16 protein-coding genes are annotated in these 15662 nt (G+C 68.2%); 4 read left to right on the top strand and 12 right to left on the bottom strand.

The window, feature by feature from the left end; genetic code table 11:
- Positions 1–597: 597 nt before the first annotated feature.
- From ACGFH6_RS02060 to lysX, 3 genes are read right to left on the bottom strand one after another with little or no spacing between them, the layout of a single operon-like run.
- Positions 598–1341, bottom strand: a complete 744-nt coding sequence (locus tag ACGFH6_RS02060; RefSeq protein ID WP_393379705.1) for a hypothetical protein — start codon at positions 1339–1341, stop codon at positions 598–600.
- 12 nt (positions 1342–1353) lie between these two features.
- Positions 1354–2796, bottom strand: a complete 1443-nt coding sequence (locus ACGFH6_RS02055) for a basic amino acid/polyamine antiporter (protein WP_393379703.1) — start codon at positions 2794–2796, stop codon at positions 1354–1356.
- A gap of 14 nt (positions 2797–2810) precedes the next feature.
- Positions 2811–6176: a bifunctional lysylphosphatidylglycerol synthetase/lysine--tRNA ligase LysX gene (gene lysX / locus ACGFH6_RS02050; protein WP_393379701.1), complete on the bottom strand. Its 3366-nt coding sequence runs from the start codon at positions 6174–6176 to the stop codon at positions 2811–2813.
- Between the two features lie 175 nt (positions 6177–6351).
- On the opposite strand from lysX, the gene ACGFH6_RS02045 reads away from it, so the two are divergent.
- Positions 6352–7239 (top strand): hypothetical protein, encoded by an 888-nt coding sequence (locus ACGFH6_RS02045; protein ID WP_393379700.1) that lies wholly within the window; start codon positions 6352–6354, stop codon positions 7237–7239.
- On the opposite strand, the gene ACGFH6_RS02040 is transcribed toward ACGFH6_RS02045, so the two are convergent.
- The 5 genes from ACGFH6_RS02040 to ACGFH6_RS02020 form a co-directional block, all read right to left on the bottom strand.
- On the bottom strand, positions 7213–8505 hold the full coding sequence (locus tag ACGFH6_RS02040; RefSeq protein WP_393379698.1) for a S1 family peptidase: 1293 nt from the start codon (positions 8503–8505) through the stop codon (positions 7213–7215). The two genes, ACGFH6_RS02045 and ACGFH6_RS02040, sit on opposite strands and share 27 nt — an antisense overlap.
- 92 nt (positions 8506–8597) lie before the next feature.
- A complete protein-coding gene (locus ACGFH6_RS02035) occupies positions 8598–9203 on the bottom strand; it encodes an META domain-containing protein (protein ID WP_393379696.1) in 606 nt (201 codons plus the stop codon).
- Positions 9200–9694 carry a SigE family RNA polymerase sigma factor gene (locus ACGFH6_RS02030; RefSeq protein WP_393379694.1) on the bottom strand — a complete coding sequence of 165 codons (495 nt, stop codon included), beginning with the start codon at positions 9692–9694 and terminating at the stop codon, positions 9200–9202. Before ACGFH6_RS02030 ends, ACGFH6_RS02035 begins: the two co-directional genes overlap by 4 nt.
- Positions 9695–9812: 118 nt before the next feature.
- Positions 9813–11021: an alpha/beta fold hydrolase gene (locus tag ACGFH6_RS02025; protein WP_393379692.1), complete on the bottom strand. Its 1209-nt coding sequence runs from the start codon at positions 11019–11021 to the stop codon at positions 9813–9815.
- A gap of 261 nt (positions 11022–11282) precedes the next feature.
- Positions 11283–11888, bottom strand: a complete 606-nt coding sequence (locus ACGFH6_RS02020; RefSeq protein ID WP_393379691.1) for a hypothetical protein — start codon at positions 11886–11888, stop codon at positions 11283–11285.
- A 246-nt stretch (positions 11889–12134) separates the two neighbouring features.
- Between ACGFH6_RS02020 and ACGFH6_RS02015 the strand changes: the two genes are divergently transcribed.
- Genes ACGFH6_RS02015 through ACGFH6_RS02005 form a run of 3 tightly spaced genes read left to right on the top strand, consistent with a single transcriptional unit; the run spans position 12135 to position 13397 of the window.
- Positions 12135–12275, top strand: coding sequence for a hypothetical protein (locus ACGFH6_RS02015; protein WP_393379689.1), 141 nt, complete (start codon positions 12135–12137; stop codon positions 12273–12275).
- A complete protein-coding gene (locus tag ACGFH6_RS02010) occupies positions 12272–12907 on the top strand; it encodes an alpha/beta fold hydrolase (protein ID WP_393379687.1) in 636 nt (211 codons plus the stop codon). Before ACGFH6_RS02015 ends, ACGFH6_RS02010 begins: the two co-directional genes overlap by 4 nt.
- Before the next feature lie 10 nt (positions 12908–12917).
- The gene (locus ACGFH6_RS02005) at positions 12918–13397 is read left to right on the top strand and encodes a GNAT family N-acetyltransferase (protein WP_393379686.1); all 480 of its coding nucleotides are present in this window, start codon (positions 12918–12920) and stop codon (positions 13395–13397) included.
- A gap of 167 nt (positions 13398–13564) precedes the next feature.
- On the opposite strand, the gene mscL is transcribed toward ACGFH6_RS02005, so the two are convergent.
- The 4 genes from mscL to ACGFH6_RS01985 all read right to left on the bottom strand — a co-directional run bounded on the left by mscL (position 13565) and on the right by ACGFH6_RS01985 (position 15649).
- Positions 13565–13954, bottom strand: coding sequence for a large conductance mechanosensitive channel protein MscL (mscL, locus tag ACGFH6_RS02000; RefSeq protein WP_393379684.1), 390 nt, complete (start codon positions 13952–13954; stop codon positions 13565–13567).
- 120 nt (positions 13955–14074) lie between these two features.
- The gene (locus tag ACGFH6_RS01995) at positions 14075–14692 is read right to left on the bottom strand and encodes a hypothetical protein (RefSeq protein ID WP_393379682.1); all 618 of its coding nucleotides are present in this window, start codon (positions 14690–14692) and stop codon (positions 14075–14077) included.
- Positions 14693–14750: 58 nt separating this feature from the next.
- Positions 14751–15107: an FmdB family zinc ribbon protein gene (locus ACGFH6_RS01990; RefSeq protein ID WP_393379681.1), complete on the bottom strand. Its 357-nt coding sequence runs from the start codon at positions 15105–15107 to the stop codon at positions 14751–14753.
- Positions 15108–15184: 77 nt separating this feature from the next.
- Entirely contained in the window at positions 15185–15649 is a 465-nt protein-coding gene (locus ACGFH6_RS01985; protein ID WP_393379679.1) for a DUF1203 domain-containing protein, read from the bottom strand.
- Positions 15650–15662: the final 13 nt, after the last annotated feature.

Below are 15662 nucleotides of genomic sequence, written 5' to 3'. Positions count from 1 at the left end.
TGGACAGAAGATCCGTGCCTGGCAGTCATGGACGCTGGTCTCACTGCTTCACGTGTGGGTCGAGCCCCTGGAAATGCGAGCTGGGGATGAGGGCCGAGAGCACCTGAGCGTAGGGATCCGCTTCACATCGGTTGTATGCAAGCCCTCGTTATTCATCGTCACGTCCGCCCGGATCGCGGCTGATCCGTGCGCTTTGTCCCGATGTTCGCGCCCGTCGCCCGGCTACTCCTCAACCTCATGGCGCTTCCTGCTCAGGGACGATGGTCCCCCCGGCCCTGATCCGGGCGAACCTGTTGGAGCGGTTCGTCGTCGACGAGCAGCACGCCGACGAGCTGCGGGGACCGGCCTGATGGCGCCGCCGGTCGACGAGCTGGAGATCTACGCGGTGTCCAAGGCGGTGAACTCGGTCCGCAGCAACGGCCCGGAGCTGCTGGAGCCGCTCGCGCTGGGTTGATCGCCGTCGTACCGGTCCGGCGTCGGTACTCCGGACCGGTACGACGAACCAGGCGTCGAGCACGGCGTCGTCGACCACGACGTCCCCGCATCAAGCCGCACCGCCGAAACGGCCGAGCCTGCCCGGGGGCACCTCGTGATAGCTCAGGTGTGGCGGGTTGGTTGGCCGCCGAGGGCGTCGCGGATTCGGTTCCAGCGTTTGTCGTAGGTGGGGCCGAAGCGCCTGCGGGCTCGTTCGGTCTTGCGGTCGCCGTACCGGCGTACGGCCCAGGTCGATCCTGGTTTGGCCAGGCGGAGTGCCCCGACAAAAGCCACCACCGGTACGACGATGCCGATCAGGCCGGTGGCCAGTTTGCCTTTGAGGAAGCACAGGATGGCCATCACGAGGTGGAAGGCGACGCTCGCGAAGTAGGTCCACCGCGCGAGCTCTCCGCCTGTGCGTTCGGGCTCGGCTCCGATCGGGCTGGTCTGCATCAGGAGCACCACTCCCAGCGCCCCGCCCAGCAGGATCGCGTCGATGGACTTGCGTCCCTCCGGTCCCCAGTAGACGTCGTCGAGATGGAGCCACAGCGCGAACTCGTCGAGCGTCAGCGCCGCCCCCGCCCCGAACATCACTGCGAGCACCTCGGCCCAGGGAGACGCCGGGGCGTAGCGGAATTGCAGGAGCCCGGACAGCAGCACCAGCAGGATTCCCCAGACCTGGTGGTGGATGTGGATGCCGCCGATGTGTACGTCGGACAGGCCACCGTCATCGGCCTGCGCGGAGGCCTGCTTGGCGCGGATGCGTCGAGTGACGGCCCGGGCGACGGTGAACGTGAGGAGGAAGGCGAACAGCGCCCAGGCGGCCTGCGCCCGGCCAGTGTCGACGAGATCCTGATACCAGTGCACCTACATCACCCGTCATACCTCGCTGGAGCCGGTCAACAGCAGCACGACACCGACCACCGCCGCGACGATCAGCACCGCGCACGCCACGGCCTCGGCTCGGTTGAACGCCCGCAGGCCTTCCTCGCGGCGGGCCAGCAGGTACAACAGGGTCCCCGGCGCATACACGATCGAGGCGAGCAGCAGGTACTTCGGGCCCGCGGCGTACAGCATGAAGATCGAGTAGAGGACCGCGACGGCTGCGATCGTCTGTTGTTTGCGTCGCTCCGGCTCGTCGGCGGCTGTGTACGTCTCCCTGGTGATCGTCAGCTTGAGCGCGTACGCCGCCGCCAGCAGGTAGGGCACCAACGACAGCGCGGTGTCGAGCTTCAGCATGAAGTCCAGCGCGTCGTTGACGAACAAGACCAGGACGAGCACCAACTGAACGGCGAGGGTCGTCGTGAGCAGGGCGGTGATCGGGGTCGCGTGCACGTTGTCACGGGTCAGGAACTTCGGCATCACCCCTCCACGCGCCGGCATGTAGAGAACCTCCGCGTTGATCAACGTCCACGCCAGGTACGCGCCCTGGACGGAGATGATCACGCCGATACTGATGAAGGTCGATCCCCACGGTCCGACCACTGATTCGAGTACGCCGCCCATCGACGGCTGCTTGGCCTTCGCCAGGTCGGCTTGCGGCAGTACGCCGTACGACAGCAGCGTCACCGACGCGAACACGGCCAGCACGCTGAGGAACCCCAGCACCGTCGCTCGCCCGACGTCCTCGCGACGACGGGCGAAGCGCGAGTAGACGCTCGCCCCCTCGATCCCGAGGAACACGAACGTGGTGACCAGCATCGTCTGTTTGACCTGGTCGAACACCGCGCCGACCGACCGCTCGTCACCGCCCCAGAAGTTGTCCGCGAACGTCCCCGCTTCGAAGGCCACGGCCACGATCACGATGAAGGTGAGGATCGGCACGAGCTTGGCGATCGTGACGATCCGGTTGACCACGGTCGCCTGCCGTACGCCGCGCGCGATCAGGAAGTGGAACAACCAGACGAGCGCCGACGCCAGCACGACGGCAAGGAAGGTGTTTCCTTGCCCAAGGCCCGGAAAGAAGGTGCCGAGCGTCGTCATCGTGAAGACCATGAAGAAGACGTTGCCCGCCACATTGCTGGCCCAGTAGCCGAAGGCCGCGTTGAACCCGGCATACGCGCCGAACCCGGTCTTGGCGTAGATGTACACACCGCTGTCCAGGTCGGGCCGGCGTACGGCGAGCGACTGGAAGACCAGACCCAGCATGAGCATGCCCGTGCCGGCGATGATCCACGCGATGACGGCACCCAGTACGCCGGTGACCTCGCCGAACTCGCCGGGGAGCGTGAAGACCCCACCACCGACCATCGAGCCGACGACCATGCCGGTCAGGGTGAGGACCGAGACCTTCTGGACAGCGCTTGCGTGGCGGGTGGTCACAACGGCCTCACGCCCTACCCGCTGGGCCGGACGAGCGGGAACAGGATGGTGTCGCGGATCGAGAGCCCGGTCAGGTTCATCACGAGGCGGTCGATCCCCATCCCCATCCCACCGGTCGGCGGCATGCCGTACTCCAGCGCCTCGAGGAAGTCCTCGTCGACCTGCATGGCTTCCGGATCGCCGGCAGCGGCCAGCAACGACTGGGCGACGAGTCGCGCGCGCTGGTCCACCGGATCGACCAGCTCGGAGTACGCCGTACCCTGTTCAGCCGCGAAGATGACCAGATCCCACTTCTCCGCCAGCCGCGGGTCGGACCGGTGCGGCCGGGTCAGCGGAGAGTTCTCCTTCGGGAAGTCCTTGTAGAACACAGGTGTCGTCGTGGTGCGTTCACACAGCTCTTCGTAGATTTCTTCGAGCAGGGGGCCCCAGGTGGTGTCGGCGGCGTACTCCAGTCCGAGCTTGTCCGCGTGTCCGCGCAGGGTCTCGATCGGTGTGTCCGCGGTGACTTCCTCGCCGAGTGCCTCCGACACCGCCTCGCAGATGCTCTTGACCGGCCAGTCCCCGGACAGGTCGTACTCGACCGTCTTCCCGTTCGCATCGGTACGGCGTGCGAGCGGCGAGCCGTACACGGCGGTCGCGGCCTCCTGGATGATCTCCTGGGTCAGGATCCGCATCGTGTCGTAGTCGCCGTACGTCTCGTAGACCTCCAGCGAGGTGAACTCCGGATTGTGCTTGAAGTCCACGCCCTCGTTGCGGAACTGCCGGCCCACCTCGAAGACCTTCTCCATTCCGCCGACCAGCAGTCGTTTCAGGTGCAGTTCCGTCGCGATCCGCAGATACAGATCGAGGTCGTAGGCGTTGATGTGGGTCTCGAACGGACGGGCGTTCGCGCCGCCGTGGATCGACTGCAGGACGGGAGTCTCCACCTCGGTGAATCCGCGCGCATGCAGGGATTCGCGCACACTCCGTACGACGGTCGCCCGCGTGTACGCGATGTCGCGAGCGGCCGGACGAACGATCAGGTCGACGTAGCGCGCCCGGATCCGTGCCTCCGGATCGACCATTCCCTTGAACTTGTCCGGCAGCGGGCGGATCGCCTTGCTCGTCAGTTGCAGGGACTCGGCGCGCACCGAGAGTTCGCCGCGCAAGGTCGTGATCACCTCGCCGGTGGCGCCGACATGGTCACCGAGGTCGATCTCGTGACGCCAGAAGTCGAAGGTCTCCTGGCCGACGGCGGCCAGGTCGACCATCAGTTGCAGGTCGCCGCTTCCGTCGCGCAGCTTGGCGAAACCCAACCGTCCGTGGTCGCGTTTGAGAATGACTCGACCCGCCACCGACACCCGGATACCCGTCGAGGTTCCTGGCGGAAGCACTCCCGCCTCGGCCCTGACCTCGGCCATCGTGTGCGTCCGCGGGTACGTCACCGGATAGGGATCGATGCCATTGGCCCGGATCCGCTCGAGCTTCTCCCGCCGTACCCGCACCTGTTCGGGCAGTTTCTGCAAGGACATCGCCTCGGCCAGCGGATCCGGCGGGGCGGGGATCAGGGCGGCGACCGCGGCGGCGTGGTCGGCATCGGCGGTGTCCAGAGCGGTCTCGCCGTTCTGCCCGGACTTGCCCCGGAGCATCGTGAGGCTAGGACGTGTGAGGAACCCTTCCGCACTGCCCGCGGCCGTGCCGACCCGTGGCAGGTCCGAGGTGTACTCGAAGCACATGAACCGTGGCTGCCAGACCGGGAGGTACTTCGCGTTGGAGCGGTACAGCGACTCCAGTTGCCAGTTGCGGCTTGCCAGCAGGAGCGCCTGACGCCACAGCCGGGCAACCGGGCCGGCGCCAAGTTCCTCGCCTCGCTCGAACGCCTCCCGGAACATCGCGAAGTTGAGCGACAACCGCCCGATGCCGAGCGCGGCGCCCTGCTCGGCGAGGCCTGTGACCATCAGCTCGACAAGGCCGTTGTCGGCGGACGGGTCGCGACGCATCAGGTCGAGCGAGAGCCCGGTCCGGCCCCACGGAACGAAGCTGAGGAATCCGCGCAGGTTCCCGTCCGCATCGTCCGCACGCACCAGAACGCAGTCACCGTCGAGTGAGTCCTCCAGACGGCCGAGCGCCATCGAGAACCCTCGCTCGTCCCCGCCGTCGCCGCGCCACGAGCCGGCTGCCACGCTGAGGGCCGCGAACTCGTCGGCTGTCAGAGCCGAATGACGCATGACCCTCGTGGTGTACCCGCGACGCTGCAAACGGGACACCGACTGCCGAACCGCCTTCATACCCGGTCCGTTCAGCGAGAACGTCCGCAGGTCAAGGACCGCCTCGTCGCCGATCTCGTACGCCGACAGCCCGGCGTCCGCGAACGCGGCCGCACCCTCCTCGCCCGCGCCCATCACCGCCAGCGAGAGGCCGTTCGACCTCGCGTCCTCGCGCCACCGCGCGATGGCCGCCGGCCAGTGCTGGGGGTCGCCCACCGGGTTCCCGCTGGCGAGGCTGACCGATCCGATCGCCCGATACGACACACCCGCCCGGGCTGCGGCCGGACTGCCGGTGTCCCAGATGACCGACTTGTCCCGGCGAGTCGCGAAGTACCCGAGGGAGTCGGTGTCGCCGAAGTCCCGCAGCAGGGTGCGGATCCTGGCCTCGTCGGCGACGTCCAGCGTCCGGGTCTGCTTGGGCGCCCGGAACAACAGCTGCGCCGAGATCAGTACGACGGCCGCGCCCGAGATTCCGATCAGCCCGTGCACCCAGAACGGTGCGGTCACCGCCTCGTCGGGAGCCGCCCAGCCGACGTCGGTCAGCATCTCCGAGAAGACGAACTGTGCCGCGCTCGCGAAGTCGCTCGCGGTGCCGAACCGGCGCACCAGAGCGGCGCCGCCGACCAGCACCACCGCGCCGCCGACCACGAAGGACGCGATCGCCAGCAGCAGGCTGCCCGGCACCCGCCTGGCCGCGAACTGGGGCCGGGCCCGCCACGCGATGACGAGCACTCCGGCGATCAGCACGAAGCCGGCGATCTGGATCAGCGACCCGCCGTCGATCAGGGAGGCGATCCTCGCGAGCTCCGGGAGGACCAGCCACCACAGCACCAGGAGCCACCACGCGGCGCGCAGCCTGCGTCGCAGTGCGACAGCCATAGCTGTGAGTAATGCGGCGTAAACGAGACTCGGCACAATGGGAATCGTGAGCATCGAAACGATGTCCTCGGCTCGCGCGAAGTAATTCCGCCACGGCGGTACGAGCGCGACAATTGCGGCCAGTGCGGCGAATACGAACATGGCGGCCGCGAAACGGTCCGGCCAGCGGTCGTCGAGCGGTTTGAGAACACCGACCGAGCGAGTCCGGGCACGCGATTCTGCTGGCAGCGCAGCAGTATCCACCGTTGTGCTCATCGCCCACCCTTGTACAACGCAGCAATGCAACAACGCGCATCGCTTCCCCGAGCACGACGGTACACGAGACCGTTGGTGACGTATACCTACCCGAACGACCTCGCCCGAGCACGTTTGGTGACGGTGCTTTTAGTCAAACGTATTGACCCGCGGATTTCCGGCGTAGCCTCGGCACATGATCGCCGGTCTGCTGGGAGCCTTTGCAGCAGCCGTTTGCTACGGCGTGGCATCGGTCCTGCAGGCAGTCGCCGCACGCCGTACCGAGACCGTGGAGGGGCTCGACCCGCGGCTGGCGATCCGGCTGTTCCGCTCCTGGCCGTACCTGCTGGGAACCGGGCTCGACGCCTTCGCGTTCCTGCTGTCCATCGCGGCGCTCAGGTCGCTGCCGCTGTTCGTCGTGCAGTCGATCGTGGCGAGCTTCCTGGCGGTCACCGCGGTTCTCGGCGCGATCTTCCTGCACATGCCGCTGAACCGCTCCGACTGGATCGCCCTGCTGGTTGTCCTCACCGGACTGGTGCTGGTCGGTCTGTCCGCGGCAGAGGACCGTACGGTCTCGGTCAGCGAGGCGGAACGTTGGGGCGTGCTGGTGGCGGCCGTCGTACTCGGAGTTCTGGCGGTGCCACTGGCCCAGATCAAGGGCGCCCCAGGTGCCGCCGCACTCGGCGCGCTGGCAGGCCTGGCCTTCGGGGCGGTTGCCGTGGCCGCCCGGATGCTTCCCAGCTCGCTCCATCTCGACACGTTGTTCAGCGATCTCGGCACGTTGTTCACCGATCCGACGATCTATGCGCTGCTCCTGGCGGGCGGGGTCGCGCTCCTCACGTATTCGACGGCGCTGCAACGGGGCAGCGTGACACAGGCAACGGCGCCGCTGGTCGTCGGTGAGACGGTCGCGCCGGCGCTGGTCGGCCTGATCATGTTGGGCGACATGCCCAGGCCCGGCTGGGGGTGGGTCGCGACCCTCGGGTTCGTCCTCGCCGTGGGCGGCGCTCTCAGCCTGTCGAGGAACGGTGACCTCGCCCAGCACGAGCCCCAGCGGCTAGCCGGTGAGGGCGCGGACGCCTAGGTGCCCGGCGATCGAGGCGTACCGCTCGGCGTAGAGGGTGGTGCAGCGGGAGGACGCGCAGCCGGATCCGGCGAAGGTGATGCCGCGGATGGTGGCGGTGGTTCGGCCGGGCGCGGTGTAGACAGGGCCGCCGGAGTCGCCGCCGATGATCGCGATCTGGCCGCCTCGGGTGGCGCGGATGACGTACGTCGTGCAGCCGTCGGAGTCGCAGTACTTCGCGGACTTCGAGAGGACTCTGAGGCCGCACAGCGACGTACTGAAGCTGCCGGACTGGCAGACGGCCGTGCCGACACCGGGGTCGGCGCCGCCGGTGACAGTGCGGGTGTCGACCGGGTCGCCGGGGCCGTCGGTCCAGATCTTCGGGCCGTACGTGCTGCCGGTGAGCAGGGACTGGTCGTAGTCGGGGTAGTTCGTCCGCACGGACGTGGTGCCGTAGTAGTTGCTGCCCGACTTCCAGACCGTGCCGACGCCGCCGCAGTGGCCGGCGGTGACCGAGCCACGTTGCCCATTGGAGCGTCGTACAACGGAGAAACCGGCCGAGCAGTTCTTCAGGGCCGACGTGATCCGGGCACCGCCCCAGTGGCCGCCGTTCGGCGTATCGCTCAGCCGAGTCGTCCGCTCCAGTGAGCTGGCGACGGCCTGTACGCCGTTCAGTCCGCGCAAGCCGTCGAGTGACGTGGGGGAGGTGCTGGCCTCGTCGTACTCCACGACGATGTCCTCGGTGACCGGGTCCAGGTCGGCGGCGAACGTCGTACGGCTCGCGTCGGAGGACCAGGAGCGGGCGCCGACCGCGTTCCAGGCGGCGGAGATCGTGCGGACCGAGCGGCAGCTGCGCTCGAGGCCGACCATCTCCTTGCCGGCCGTGGGGACGCTGCGGGCGATCGCGGCCTGGTACTTCTTCGAGTCCAGTACCGAACTGTCGACCACGACCTTGTAGCCGGCCGTGGCGGAGCCGACCACGCCGATGACGCCGGCGCTCAGCCCGTACGGCAGCCCTGAAGTTGGCCGGCCGGTGGCGTCCAGGGGCTCCAGGGACTGCACAGCGACCGAGATGCCGTCACCGAGCGCCTCGCCGAGCGGGCGGGCGTCGGTCGACGACGTCGGCTGCTCCAACCGCTTGGACTGGACCGAACTCACGCTCGGCTGAGCGTGCGAGCAGGCCGCCGCCGCGGTCACCGCAGCAGGCGTGGCTGTCGCCGTGAGACCGACTGCGAGGAGTGAAACGGAGCCGAGCGCGAGCAGCGGGACGGTTGCTGTGAGTCGCACAGAGCTCCCCAATCGGTGGACGGCCTCGGTAAATCGTCCGGTCCGGAACTCCGTTCAGTCAATAGCCGATCACCGTCCGCAAGCAAATTCGACTACCGTGCGCGAGCGTAACTCGCAAGTTGACGCCCGTCGGCGGCGAAGAACCGGAGCGTGTCGGCGTCCAGGGCGACCCGCCTGGCCGTCTTCAGTACGCCGGTGTGCGGCACGTTCTCGCAGCCGACCATGCGCTGCGGACCGACCGTGGCGGTGAACTCGCCGCGCTGACCGATCGTGTATGTCCCCTGCAGCCCGTTGCAGCCGTCGGACCCGTTCCAGGTCCCGTCCGGCAGCAGCACGAGCACCGGATCCTCGGGTCGCGCCGCCTTCAGCGTCTTCAGTCCGTCCATCTCCACCGGTCGCCAGGTCCCGGCCACACTCTGGGGCGAGAGCTGCGACTGGACCTTCGCGCTCGGCGTCGCCGAGGTGGTGCCGGCCGCGACCGGCGACTGCGAGGGCGCGTCCTTGCCGGCCAGGTTGAAGCCGACGACGGCGATCGCGGCCACCGCGACGGCGGCGGCTCCGGAGGCGATCCAGGTACGGCGCTGGGCCTGCCGGGCGCCGGTGGTGGCCCGCTCGGTCAGGCCGGTGACCGGCGGCACCGAGGCCGCGGCACGGTCGAGGGTTGCCCGCAGGTCATCCTCGAGATCGGTGTTGCTCACGACAACCTCTCATCAACACGGTGGGACTGCCTGGTCCGTCGCAGCGTGGCCAGCGCTCGGCTGGCGGTCGCGCGGACGGAGGACGGTTTGATGCCGAGCAGGTCGGCGATCGTGTGGTCGTCCAGGTCCTGGTAGTAGCGCAGGACCAGCACGACCCTCTCCCGGGCCGACAACGTGGCCAGCGAGCGCCAGAGGTCGTCGGAGTTCACGATGTCGGTGGCGGGGTCGGGCACGGTGCGCTCTGCGTCGATCTCGGCCGTCGGCGCCTCGGTGAACGAGCGCCGCCGCGTCATCGACAGGTACGCGTTGATCAGGATCCGCCGGACGTAGTTGTGCGGATCGTCCGCCGTCCGCACCTTGCGCCAGGCCCGGAACGCCTGCATTAGCGCGATCTGTGCCAGATCCTCCGCTCGCTGGTAGTCGCCGGAGACGGTGAAACCGAGCCGCACCAGTTCCTGTCCGCGGGCGGACACGTACTCCTCGAACTCCACTCGCCGCTCCCTGGCCGGGCGTACAACACCTCACACCTATTAGACGCATCGAGTGGCTCAGGGTGCTGCAACCATTCACACACAGTTGGATCTCACCGCGACTGCTGGACTAGACCGCCTAGCCCAGCAGGAACTTGCGGGCCTCGTCCTGCCCGCGCGGATCGCGCTGCACGCCGTGCCCACTACCCGGTACGACGACCAGCCGCGCCGAGCGTGCGTTCGCCTGCTCCCATCGAGCCCACTCCACCGGGCAGAACAGGTCGTTGCTGCCTTGGAGGATCAGTGTGGGCGGCAACAACTCCTGCGCCTTCGGGTACGTCGACGTCCGCGCGGCCGGCCAGCGCAGGCAGCCCTGGATCATCTGCTGTTCGCGCACGGTGCGCAGGTCGTACGGATACAGGTGCTTCGGATCCAGACGGCGTAGCGCTGTCTCGAGTGCTTGGCCCCGCGCGGACTGGCCGCGGGTGGACTGGCCGGTCCATGGGAAGCGCAGGTCCGAGCAGAGCGTGGCCATGTGCAGTCCCGCGGACAATGCGTCGTATGAGAGGCCACTGCTGGTCGCCTGCTGGAGGAACTCCTTCAAGCCGGCGTCGTCGCCGTTGCGGGCGGCGTGCAGGATCGCCGGGATGCCCTTCAGCGATGGGTTCACCGTGTTGAGGCTGGAGACGGACAAGCTCTCCATCACGTCGGTGCCACTCACACCGTGCTGCACCAACCAGGCGAGGTCGGCGACGGGATCCGTCGTACAGGCAGGGTCTTGGCGGCATGCGGCCCTCAGGACCGTACCGGTTGCCGCCATCAGGTCGACGGCGAGCGGGTCGAATCCTTTGTGGGGGACGATCGAGTCCAGCACGAGCGACTGCACGCGGTCCGGGTACTTCAGTCCGTACTGCGCCGCCGTGAAGCTCCCGTACGACGTACCGTCCAGCGTCAGGCGGTCGGCGTCGAGGTGCTGCCGGAGCAGCTCGATGTCCTCGACGGTGTCCGGCGTGCCGTAGTACCCGAGTCCAGGTCCGATCCGCTGCGCGCACTCGTCCACAGCCTCGGCGGGTGGCGTCAGGAAGTCTGAGCCGCCCACAGCTCGTTGCAGAGAAGGGCAATTGATGCCAGGCGTGCCCGTGCCGCGCTGGTCGAACATGACCAGCCTGTACTCGCGTAGCACCTCAGGAGCGAGGTACGCACGGACGCGAGCCAGGAGCGGGACACCCGGTTGGCCGGGGCCGCCGGTGAGCATCAGGAGCACGCCACGCGGTGCGTCGACATTGTCCGCGGCCGCCACGGCCAGGTCGAGCGACGGGCCGTCCGGCCGCTGATGGTCCAGTGGCACGCGGAGCGTCGTACACGTGAAGCCGGAAACCCCTGCGCATGAAGGGGTTTCCGACGAGCAGGCCGTGCACACGAGGAGCAGCGCGCACAGCAGTCGTAGCAGTCGCATGCACCCCTCCCGGAACGAACAGAGTGCAGGTTCGGGAGAGCGCTGACAAGCCGCCGCAGCCTGCCTTGCGGGTCGACCCCAGGGAGGGACCCGCAAGGCAGGCGCGGGTTGACCCCGGTCCGGACGGCTTCGGGGTGCACGTCCGGCGCAGGGTCAGCGCAGGCCGAGCGACTTGATCAGCTCGGGTGTCACTTGGCGTGGAGCCGGCAGCACGCCCGGTTTGCCCTGGCCCTCCAAAGAGGTCGCCACCAGGCGGCGGCAGCCGAAGGCTTCCGCGGTGTAGGAGAGAACGCCACGGTCGTTGTCGGTGAACCGCAGGACGTAGGTCGGGCCGAGCTCCTTCGTGCAGAAGGCCGGCTTCTTGGCGACGGGCTTCGGCGCGTTCACCAGGGCGAACAGGTCGGTCGCCTGCTTGGCGGTGCGTTTCGTGGTGCCGGTCGCGTAGGCCTGCCCGGACGCCTTCGCGTCGTACTGGCAGATCGTCACGCTGACCGGCTGGAACAGTGACGTCGCCGCGCCCTTGCCCCACACGACCTTGTCGGCGGCCGCGCGGACGGCTGCGATCGTGTCGGGGCAGTCGGTGTTGGGTGTGCCGCTGGAGGTGGGCGACGGGGTTGGGCTGCCGGGGGTGGTCGGCGTATCGCTGGGCTGGGCGGCGGGCGGGGACGTGGAACTCTCGTCACCGCAGGCGGCGGTGATGCCGAGTACAGCCACGACGAGCGTCGCACCGATCAGGCCCCGTGTCCGTAATGCACTCACGACTCGGTCCTTCCGGGTTGGCAAGGTCACCCATGATGGTCGACCGGGGTCACGTCATGCGTGCCGGAACATCACGGCGGCGCGTCGTTCCGGTCACGCCGCCGGATCGTTCGGCAACCGAGGCAGACCTGTAACGTGCACGCGCTGGTCGCGCATCCCGCGCTGCGATGGGGGCAGAGGCCGCTGCGCTGCGGGTCCCCGGAATTCCAGGGACCGCGGGTGCCGGCGCCCGGTAATCTTGGGGGCATGACGAGCCCGTACGAAGACGACGAGCCGCTGCTGCCGGACCAGACCCGTGACGACGACCCGCGCACCTGGGGCGACAACGACTTCGGCAACGACGATGACGAGCGCATCCTCCGCGAGGTCCCACCCCACCACGAATGAACACCGTCCTGCTGATCCACGGCGGCCTGTGGGACGCCATGGATGCGAAAGCCTTCTGGGGTACGACGGGAGTCATCGGCGGACTGGCGTCGCACGGGGTGACCGTGCTGGCGCCGGACCGTTTGAAGCGGCCGAGTGGATGGGACGCCGAGGTCACGGCGCTGGGTGAACATCTCCGGAACCTCCGATTGCCGCCGGGGGACAGCGGACTGACGATCGTTGGAGCATCCAATGGATGTCCGGTCGCGGCCCGGCTCGCGATGGCACATCCGGACCTCGTTGACCGGATGCTGCTGGCCTGGCCTGCGACCGGTGGGGATGCGGCCGTGGATGCGCGCACGCGTGCTGGGTTGATCCAGTCCGGTTGCCCTCCTGAGGTCGTGGACGGATTGCTGGCCGGTGAGACTCTGCGCGGTGTGACCGACGCCGAACTCACAGCGCTGGCCCGAATCCCGGTGGCGGTGCTTCCGTCGGTGCCGGAGAATCCGTCGCATCAGCGCAAGACGGTCGACGCATTGCTGCGGTTGATCCAGGGGAGTCGTGAGCTGGCCGGTACCGCGGAACCACCGCTGCCCACCTTCCCGCCGTACCTGGACCAACTGGTGCGAACGATCGTGGAGTTCGTGAACTGAGGGGACGGGCGTGGAGCTTCGGGGGTTCACCAGCGGGTACGACGGTCTGGTCGCGAGCTGGGCCGTGGATGCGAAGGAAGTCGGGTTGCTGTCCGGACGGATGGAGTACCCGTTTCCGGCGGAGTTGACGGCGAGTTGGCGCAAGGCCGACCCGGACATCGAGTCGTACCTGCTCTTCGACGGAGAACGGCCGGTCGGCTACGGGGAGGTCTGGCTCGACGAGGAAGAGGACGAGGTCGAGCTGGCGCGGATCATCGTGGACCCGCAGCTCCGCGGTCGGGGGATCGGGGTGGAGTTGGTGCGGGCCTTGCTCGGACCGGCCGGCAAAGCCGGGTTCTCCGAGGTGTTTCTGCGGGTGCGGCCGGAGAACGCGATCGCGATCGCGACCTACCAGCGGTCGGGATTCGTGGACGTGCCGGCGGGCTTGATGGACGAGTGGAACGCGGATCAACCGGTTGCCTACCGCTGGATGCGGTACGCCGGGGACTGACGTCCGGGACTTCGAGCAAGCGGGCCGACGACAGCCGGGGACTGACGAAACCGGGGACTGACGAAACCGGGGACTGACGAAACCGGGGACTGACGAAACCGGGGAGAAGGTAGGCGCCTGGCGAGCTCAGGGGCTGAGGTGTGTGCGCCTACCCGCTCCCGCAGGGATCAGACCGAACGGGAACGCAGCAGGTCGCGGATCTCGGTCAGCAGCTCCTGGTCGGTGGTGAGCGGGTCCGGCTCCGGCTCCTGACCGCGGGCCCGGCGCTCGGCCAGCTTGTTCAGCGGCATCACGATGACGAAGTAGACAGCCGCGGCCACGAACAGGAAGTTGAGTGCGGCCTGCAGGATCAGGCCGATCGAGAACTGCGCGTCGTTGATGGTGAAGGCCCAGACACCGCTGATGTCCGGCTTGCCGAAGATCGCGGCGATCAACGGATTGATCAGCCCGTCGACGATTGCCTTGATGACGGCGCCGAACGCGGCGCCGATGACGACGGCGACCGCGAGGTCGACGACGTTCCCGCGCATGATGAATTCCTTGAAGCCCTTGAGCATGTGGGTGTGCCTCCACGAAGCAGGTGATGTACCCGAGACAAGGTAGGACCGCACAGCCGCGACGGCGAGGGAGCGCGCCGGGGCAGCCACGCATCGTGCCGGCGCGTGTCCGATTGGTGATCAGCTGGTGTCGGGTGTCAGCGCGACCGTGATGCGGGAGTTGGTTGTGGCCTGGGCCAGTCTGGTCGCGACGTCCGGTGTGGTGGCGACGACGATGAGAGCGCCGGAGGACGTCGTCCGCGGACTCGGCAGTGCGACCACTCGCACAGCTCGAGCGAGCAAGTCCGCGGACTCGGCTGCACTGCTCGTCGCGGCGTACAGGTTGAGGCGATCGCCGACGCGGAGGAGCGCGGTGATGTCGGCGTCGTCGATGCGGAACGGGTAGGCCAGCGACCCCGTTGGCACCGAGACCGGACCGAGGAAGCGTGCGTCGGTCAACGGCTCACCGGATCTGACCGGTCCGCTCAGAACGCGCGTGGTCAGATCCGTGCCGGGTCTGAGCGCACCGTCGGGCACGGCGCCGACGGGCAGGTCGAGTGTTCGGAGATCACCGCCGGATGGGACGGCTCCGCCGGTGAGGTCGCGCGCAGCGGCGAGCACCGCGACGGTCGGCGGTGGTGGAGGGGATAGAGCGACGAGGCCGAAGTACACAGCGGCCGCGGCAGTCGCGCCGGCGAGAAGCCGGCGATGCCACCGAGCGGCACGCAACAGGTCACGAAGGAGCGAAGGGAGTCTCATGCCGGAGAAAGTACGAGTTTCGCCGGCGGCCGCCCTTCAGTTATCCACAGGCAGCAGGTCAGGCGGCGCTGGTGCTCGTCGAGGACGAGGACGACGAACCACTGGACGAGCTGTTGGACGACGAGCTGCCGGAAGACGAGGAGCCCGCCGACGACGAGGAGCTCGACTCCGATGAGGAGGACGACGACGAGGACGCTGTCGAGGACTCGGACTTGGCGGGCACGGTGCTCTTGCCCGACGAGCGGCTGTCGTTGCGGTAGAAGCCCGAACCCTTGAAAACGACACCGACGGCGTTGAAGACCTTCCGCAGCGTGCCCTGGCACGCCGGGCAGACGGTCAGCGCGTCGTCCGTGAAGCTCTGTCGCACCTCGAGCGCCTCACCACAGTCGGTGCACTGGTACTGATACGTCGGCACGTTCGGTTCCCTTCAGGCCGCTGGCACTCCTACTACTCGACTGCTAATAATGCGCCAGCGGCCCGAAGTATTCCAACTCAGGCCTGTCGGCGGACCGTGAAGTTCCAGCAGCCGGCGATCACGTTCCGCACCTGAACGGTGTCCACCGCCGGGTCGTCGAACAGCTGTTTGAGCTCGACCTCAGCGGTCCCCGGCGCGGCCAGCACCCCGTCGAGCATCTGCCCCGAGGCGTCGTACGGGCGCAGTACCGACCGCCGGTCCCGGAAGTCGGCCGGGTAGCCGCCGGAGGCGGGACCCCCGCAGTCGGACAGGTGGACGAAGACCGGTCCGACCTCGGCGTACGGTCCGCCGGCCGTCATCGGCCGGTGCGAGACCAGCGCGATCCGGTCGCCGGCCGGAGCGATCGTGAGGCAGCACCGCAGCGGTTCGCCACCGCCGGAGGTGAGCGGCACGATCGGATTGCCGAAGTCGTCGTGGTCGTTGCAGCGGATCCGGTCCAGGTCGGCGGCCGGGACGGCGACGTATTCCAACTCTGCGTTCATGCCGATGGAACGC

Source organism: Kribbella sp. NPDC049227, assembly GCF_043197265.1.
In the GTDB taxonomy this organism is placed as follows: Bacteria; Actinomycetota; Actinomycetes; order Propionibacteriales; family Kribbellaceae; genus Kribbella.
This window is presented reverse-complemented; position numbering and strand designations above follow the sequence as displayed.